General features: G+C 39.2%; 5 protein-coding genes. All 5 read right to left on the bottom strand.

The features are described from left to right. Positions 1 to 40: 40 nt before the first annotated feature. Positions 41 to 1,201, bottom strand: coding sequence for a VapE domain-containing protein (locus tag ACED20_RS13155; RefSeq protein WP_294315541.1), 1,161 nt, complete (start codon positions 1,199 to 1,201; stop codon positions 41 to 43). A gap of 102 nt (positions 1,202 to 1,303) precedes the next feature. After that, entirely contained in the window at positions 1,304 to 1,588 is a 285-nt protein-coding gene (locus ACED20_RS13150) for an AlpA family transcriptional regulator (protein WP_027374281.1), read from the bottom strand. A gap of 192 nt (positions 1,589 to 1,780) precedes the next feature. Beyond that, the gene (locus ACED20_RS13145) at positions 1,781 to 2,728 is read right to left on the bottom strand and encodes a site-specific integrase (RefSeq protein WP_378105053.1); all 948 of its coding nucleotides are present in this window, start codon (positions 2,726 to 2,728) and stop codon (positions 1,781 to 1,783) included. Between the two features lie 472 nt (positions 2,729 to 3,200). After that, the gene (gene mnmE, locus ACED20_RS13140) at positions 3,201 to 4,586 is read right to left on the bottom strand and encodes a tRNA uridine-5-carboxymethylaminomethyl(34) synthesis GTPase MnmE (RefSeq protein WP_294241061.1); all 1,386 of its coding nucleotides are present in this window, start codon (positions 4,584 to 4,586) and stop codon (positions 3,201 to 3,203) included. Positions 4,587 to 5,387: 801 nt separating this feature from the next. Further along, positions 5,388 to 7,157 (bottom strand): aminopeptidase P family protein, encoded by a 1,770-nt coding sequence (locus ACED20_RS13135; RefSeq protein WP_378105049.1) that lies wholly within the window; start codon positions 7,155 to 7,157, stop codon positions 5,388 to 5,390. Between the last annotated feature and the right edge of the window lie 107 nt (positions 7,158 to 7,264).

Below are 7,264 nucleotides of genomic sequence, written 5' to 3'. Positions count from 1 at the left end.
TTTTTCAAAATAAATAACTCAAACAGCTTCTTAGATTATATCATTCGTCAATTTTCCTTCGGATCAAATATCCATAGACTTGTCTTTTAGGATGTTTTATTCTGTCGTAGTTTAGTGCAGTCAAGGCTTTACCAATTTTTATGATGTTCAGCCGTACACCGAGCGCATTATTCATAGCAAGCATAATGTCCGAAGGTGTTAGAAATTCACTTTGCAGTTTGGATTTTTCGAAATGACTAAGGATAATTTCTTGTTCCAGGGATACCTGCTTGAATTTTTCATTCCGCTTTTCATTTTCCTGGATATCTTCAGCCGTGAGTTCCGGATTATAATTTTTCCTTTCAAAAGCATTATAGTATGCTTGAGACCAAACTTTTTCAATATTGATTTCCTTTGAATAATTGAAATCAATCTCTAAAACTTCAAAAATCTGCCAACGTACACTTCCGGTTTCATCGGTTAAAAAATCCGACCGGTTGGTAGAGCCACAAAACGACGCCGTTCGGTGCATCAATGACGATTTTCTATCGTAAGGCAATCTTGCATTGACGGTATTTTTTGAAATGAAGGACTTAAGAATATTAACATCTGTTTTTGACATTACTGAAAGCTCATCAATATTGACCAGAAGATTTTTGCATAAAGAAATTAAGCCGTCTTTATCAACACCAATGTCTTCTGTATAATACTGTTCAAGATTTGCAGGAATGAGAAATCGCAGAAAACTCGTCTTTCCACTATTCTGCTTAGTATTGAACAGCACAAAACACTGTTTGTTGATGTAGCCAGGTTTCAATGCGCAGTTTACAGTCCTGGTCAGCCATTTTTCGAAATATTTTTGGAAGGATTTATCATCGGTCGTCTTTACATAACTGCAAAGCTTACTGATATGGTTATCGTTGTCCCAATTTTCCAAGTTTTCGAAATATTCCCGAATCGGATTGTACTGCTGAATCAAATGACTTCTGACCAGAATCTCCAATTTATTAATCGGAATATCAATTCCTGATCTGACAAGTTCTATAAATAATGAGTTCAAATTGAGTGCTGACCATTTTTTATCCGAAACAAGTTTAATTTCAAGCTCAAGAGAGATTGTGTTGAATCTTATTGAATATTTTGAATTTAAATAATTAATCGCTCTGTCGAATATGGTTTTCGTTTCTGTCTCGATTTGATACAGGATTTTATTTCCTTCCATAAAGCATTTTTGATTTTGGAAGGAGTCACAAATAATTTTTATATTTGCTCTTTACTTCCAGTAAAACAAACATTTAAACCTAACTATGGCAGTAGTTAGGTTTTATTTTTTGCGTAAAGAAAATTCTATTGCTTCCTGTTGGATCTCATCGTTAGATTTATGACTGTTTTTCAGAAGCCATTCGTCAATCTTTTTTCGTTCAAAGAATAGAATTTTTCCGGAAGGTTTTGAAAATGGGATAGAGTTGGTATGAACCAATTTATAGATATAGGATTTCTTGAATCCTGTGTAATCCGAAAGCTCTTCTACATTAAGAATTGCTTTCAATCCGAAAATATGCTTTTCAATTCGATTGAGCTTATGAATGATGATTTCGTTATTTTCCATCTGTTTCTTTTAATTGATTTAACGAAACAAAAGTCAACATTAAAAACCATAAATAAAAGACTATCAACAGCTTGTGGGTTAAATAAGAATACTTTGGATTAATTTTAAAAGTAAAAAGATTAAAAAAGATTATTCCGGATTCAACTGGATTAAAAAGCGATTTGCACCGAGTTTAAAAAGAATGCGGAGTTTTCATAACTCGATATTTAATTCCGGAATAATCTCAGCAGCTTCCTTCATTTTGCTATCCACAATTTTTGCGTAAATCTGTGTTGTTCTTAATTCCCGATGTCCCAGTCTTTTGGAAACCGTGTAAATATCTGCACCGTTTTCCAACAACAGAACGGCGTTCGTATGTCTCGCTGAATGAAAAGTAATATGCTTAGGAACTGCAGCTCGATTACACCAACGGATAATTTCAGTATTATAGGTCATTCCATATTTCAAACCTTTGAAAACTCTTTCTTGTGGATCTTGTCTTTCGCCCAACAATTCTCTAGCTTGTTTTGAGATATAAAGATATTCTACACCATCCGTTTTTTCCTGTCTGAAATTGACTCTGGAAACATCACCTTCATCACGAACTTCTTTCCAGGTCAAAGTATTAATATCCGACCAACGCAACCCTGATAAACACGAAAAAAGAAAAGCTTTTTTCAAAACCGGATATTTACATTCTGCTTTTGCTAATCGTTGTAATTCATCAAAAATCAGATATTCTCTTTGGCTTTCAGCTTGTTCAAAGGATTTGACTTTTGAAGCATAATTAATCGTCAAATATCCATTATCGAAAGCACTCCTTAGAGCAGCTTTAAACTTGTTGAAATATGAATATTTTGAGTTCTGAGAAAGTGGCAGCTCACTTTTAGTGAGAGCATCTTTTTCGAAATATCGATGAACTTTCTTGACGAAGCTTTCATCAATTTCTTCGAAAGTCATATTTTTTGGAACAATCTTTTTGAGATGTTGTAACGTAGAAAACCAATTACCGTAATTATTAGAAGTATCTTGCTTTTGCTTTTCTTCCGTGAGTTCAGCAAAAAAGTTTAGAAATATTCTTTTGGATTTTGCTGTGTTTTTTAATTCAAATCTTCCTTGGGCATATTCAGCTTTTCTAATTGCAAGTACGTTTTCNAGCAAAAAAGTTTAGAAATATTCTTTTGGATTTTGCTGTGTTTTTTAATTCAAATCTTCCTTGGGCATATTCAGCTTTTCTAATTGCAAGTACGTTTTCTGCAAATTCTAAAGCTTCTTTATTTTCTTTTTTTTCTTTTGCAGTTTTTGGATCTGAAATTAAATAAGAATCTAGATTCTCAAAACTTCTCAGATGTTTTCTTTTTCCGTCTTCAGTAATTTCGGAACCACGATAAAACTCAATCGACAGACTGATTCTTCCATCTTTCAATTTTCTTTGACTAAGTGATATTTTCATAATTTTGGATTTGTACTACTTCTGTACTACTTTTCACTATTTTGATAGCCTGAAGTGGTACAGAAGTAGTACAAATATATAAATAAACTCCAAAAAGAGAAAATAAAATTTTTGTAAATAATTGATAATCAAATAAAAGAAAGAAAGAAAGAAAGAAAGAGAAATCAAAGAAAAGCTAAATTATTTCCCGATACAAAACTTACTGAAAATATTCCCTAGCACCTCATCATTCGTCACTTCTCCTGAGATCTCACCGAGATGCTCCAGTGCATTACGCAGCTCATAGGCCAGTAATTCGGTAAAAATCCGGAAAGTGATGGCTTCTTTGACTTTCTCTACGGCTTCCAGGGATTTCTGCAGCGCTTCAAAATGCCGCTGGTTGGTGATGACGATGTTGTTTTCTGAAGCTTTAAGCTGTTCGACGTACGAAGACAGTTCGTTTTTAAGATCCTGGATATTCTGGTTTTCGACCGCAGAAATTTTAATGAAATCAAATTCGTGGGCAATGGCCTTCCGGAAGACATTTTCTGTTTTCTCATATTGGGTCGGGATCACTTCATCGATCTTTGTAGCGCAGATAATCAGTTTCAGATCTTCGCGCAATAATGATTGAATCATTTCGATATCTTCCGAAAAATCAGAAGTTCCGGCATCGGCCAGGTAAACGAGAATATTGGCATCAGCCACTTTTTCCCTCGCTTTTTTTACCCCGATCGCTTCAATTTCATCCATGGTTTCACGCAATCCGGCCGTATCGATCAGGCGGAATGCATGGCCTTTGATATGGAGTACCTCTTCAATCGTATCCCGTGTTGTTCCTGCGATGTTGCTGACGATCGCACGCTCTTCTTTTAAAAGTGCATTCAGCAGCGTTGATTTTCCTGCGTTGGGCTTTCCGATGATTGCCACGGCAGTTCCGTTCTTGATGGCGTTTCCGTACTGGAAACTTTCAATCAGCGAGTTTAATTTCAAAGTGATCTTATCAAGAAGTTGGTTCAGAGCGGTACGGTCGGCGAATTCCACATCTTCTTCTGCAAAATCCAGCTCCAGTTCGATCAGCGAAACAAAATTAAGCAGGTCCGTTCTCAGAAATGAAATCTCATTCGTAATCCCTCCTTTCAGCTGACTGATGGCGACTTTCCTTGAAGCTTCGTTTTCTGAAGCAATCACATCGGCAATGGCTTCGGCCTGGGAAAGGTCGATCCGGCCGTTGATGAAAGCCCGCAGCGTAAATTCCCCGGCTTTGGCCATCCGCGCGCCGTTTTTAATCAGTGTTTCCAGAATGCGTTTTCCGATATGCGGCGACCCGTGAAAAGCAATTTCCACGGAATTCTCGGTCGTAAAGCTTTTCGGCGCCAGGAAAATCGAAAGCATGACCTCATCGATCGCCTCTTCTCCATCCATAAAATAGCCATAATGAATCGTATGGGACTTCTGTCTGGCCAGATTTTTTCCCGGAAAAGACTTCTGAACCACAGCCAACGCTTCATTTCCTGAAACACGGATAATTCCCAGAGCACCTACGCCGTTGGCCGTAGCCAGCGCACAAATCGTATCGTTATTCATGCTGCAAATTTACGGTTTTTAATTGCAATGCACCATACCGTTTATCTATGGCCACAATTGGGGAGACAGGTCAGTGGCAAATTCTATAAGGAAACAAAATTAATTATGGGTGTCTCATGACCTGATTGCCCGTTTTTTAAACCATTCACTGTAAAGCAAACCTGTCTTTTTTCAGGAGCTTTTTCCGGCTATCCACTCATACTCCTCACACCTTTCCCGGCCCGGGCTTAAGCTATCATTTCCCTTCCATGCTGCGGGGTATCCGTTACTATCCGGGCTATGAGGCCGTGAATAATATGACCATTGGTACATGTTTACCGGCCGCATGATTTCTTTTTACCAAATATGTACTGGCGCGGGCATATAAAATTAACAATTGACCCCATTGACAAGAAGAATTCACCATTCCCTTGTGTCAGCAAAACTCAGTGTGGGGTTATTCCCCATTTTAAACCACTCTGCAAAGGAAAAGTCAAATCAAATGATTAACAGCTACTTAATCAAAGAACATCTTTAAAGATTGAGATTATTTTCCTGCTTTGAATTTACTATGGAAGATATGGACGATGTTTTGTTAATATAAGGATAAGATCGGCCGCTTTCCTTATGTTTTTTAGGATAACCGCTAAAACAGCATCCATAAAATACGGTAATTTCTAAAAAAAGAATCGCCCCGCAAAAAAATAGCAGGACGATTCTTTATGTAATTTTTTTTCAAGGCTGCTTTAAATTTAGCAGGTATACCGACCGGAAAAGCTTCCGGCATTAAAACCTTTTACCTCTTCAAGCCTTGACGTTCTTTTAAAGCGGACTTACCTGTTCCAGGAACCATTCTTTAACCTCCCCTTCCAGGAATGAAGCCAATTTTTCCTCACAGGTTTTGTGATAGGTATTCAGCCAGGTGATTTCTTCTTCGGAAAGGATTTCCTTAACGATCGTATCCTTAAAGAACGGACAGAACGTGAGTGTTTCAAATTCATAAAAAGTCCCGTGAATCGTGGTTGCGGATTCTTTTACCGCGATCAGGTTTTCATGACGGATGCCGTATTCGCCTTCCAGGTAGTACCCCGGCTCGTTGGAACACACCATTCCTAACATCAGTTCCTGCGGATTCATGTCTTTTCTGATATTCTGAGGACCTTCATGTACGTTCATGAAACTTCCTACGCCATGGCCGGTACCGTGGTTGTAGTCTTTACCTTCCATCCACAATGGCAGCCGGGCAATCGCATCAAGCTGTACTCCTCTCGTTCCTTTTGGGAATTTCACCATCGAAAGACGGATTAGTCCCTGCAGTACTAAAGTGGAGTTTCTTTTAAATTCCTCAGATACGGCTCCTAAAGCCAAAGTTCTTGTAATATCCGTTGTTCCTTCAAGGTATTGTCCTCCGGAATCTACCAGAATGCTGGCGTCGTTGGTCACTTCCTTGCTGCCTTCTTTTTTCGCAGAGTAATGCATGATCGCACCGTTATCTTTGTAGCCGATAATGCTTCCGAAGCTTTCGCCTACAAAATTCTCTCCTTCCGCACGAAACCCCCTCAGCTTTTCTCCGATGGAATATTCGTTCATGGTTTCTTTTCCGGCATTGTGCGTTAGCCAGTACAGGAATTTCACCATCGCAACACCGTCGCGTACCATCACTTTTCGGAAGCCTTCCAGCTCCGTTTCATTCTTTTGGGCCTTCATCAGATTTCCCGGTACTGCCGCTTTGATGAATTCATTATCCGGTTTCAGCGCTTCAAAAATCGACTGGTTGCTGTTCGGCGAAACCAACACTTTTTCATTGCTGAATGCTTTCAGGCAGTTGTAGAATTCTTCATACGGCATCATTTTCACCCAGGCTTCATCCATCTGCCTTCTCGATTCCACATCCAGTTTATCCAGGTCTGTGAAAAGTTTCGCATCATTTTTTGTAATCAACAGATATCCTAAAAATACAGGATTGCTTTCCACATCACTTCCTCTCAAATTTAAGGTCCAGGCCACATCATCCAGGCTCGAAATGATATGTACTGTAGCACACTGCTCCTCCATTTTCTGTCGGATGGCAGCTATTTTATCGATCACCGATTTTCCTGCTCTTTCCACAGGATGCACGAAGATCGGATTTTTAGAAGGTGTTCCCCTGTCTTTCCAGATTTCCTTCAGCAAAGGAAGATCGGCCAGGGTAATATTTTTAGCGTTTAATTTTTCAGTCAGAAGTTCCCAGTTGGCGTGGGAAGTCGCCTGGGCATTCACGGCTACTTTTCCGTTCTCAGGAATTTCAGAAATAATCCAGTCGATGTAGTTGGGAGTTCCCTCCATGCCATCTTTGAAAAGATCGATTCCCGATCCGGCCAGTTCGATCGGTGCCTGGGTAAAATACCGCCCGTCGGTCCAGAGCCCGGCTTTGTCTTTGGTTATTACCACAAAACCTGCCGAGCCTAAAAACCCTGACAGCCAGGCTCTTTCCTGCCACTCCTGAGGAAGATATTCGCTCATGTGCGGGTCCGCGGAGTATACTATAAATGCATCAACATTATTTTTCTGCATCTCTTCACGAAGCGCAGCTACTTTTTCCTTTGAAGTCATTTTTTCTATAATTTTAAAAAGGTGAAGTTACGAATTTAAAGGTTATCGGACAGCGTTTGGTGATGTTTTATCGGATTTTATTGCAGCATAAAGCCTGCCAGGATTAA

Source organism: Chryseobacterium sp. sg2396 (assembly GCF_042610505.1).
Taxonomy (GTDB): Bacteria; Bacteroidota; Bacteroidia; order Flavobacteriales; family Weeksellaceae; genus Chryseobacterium.
Note: the sequence above shows the minus strand (reverse complement) of the source record. Positions and strands in the feature narration are given on the sequence as shown.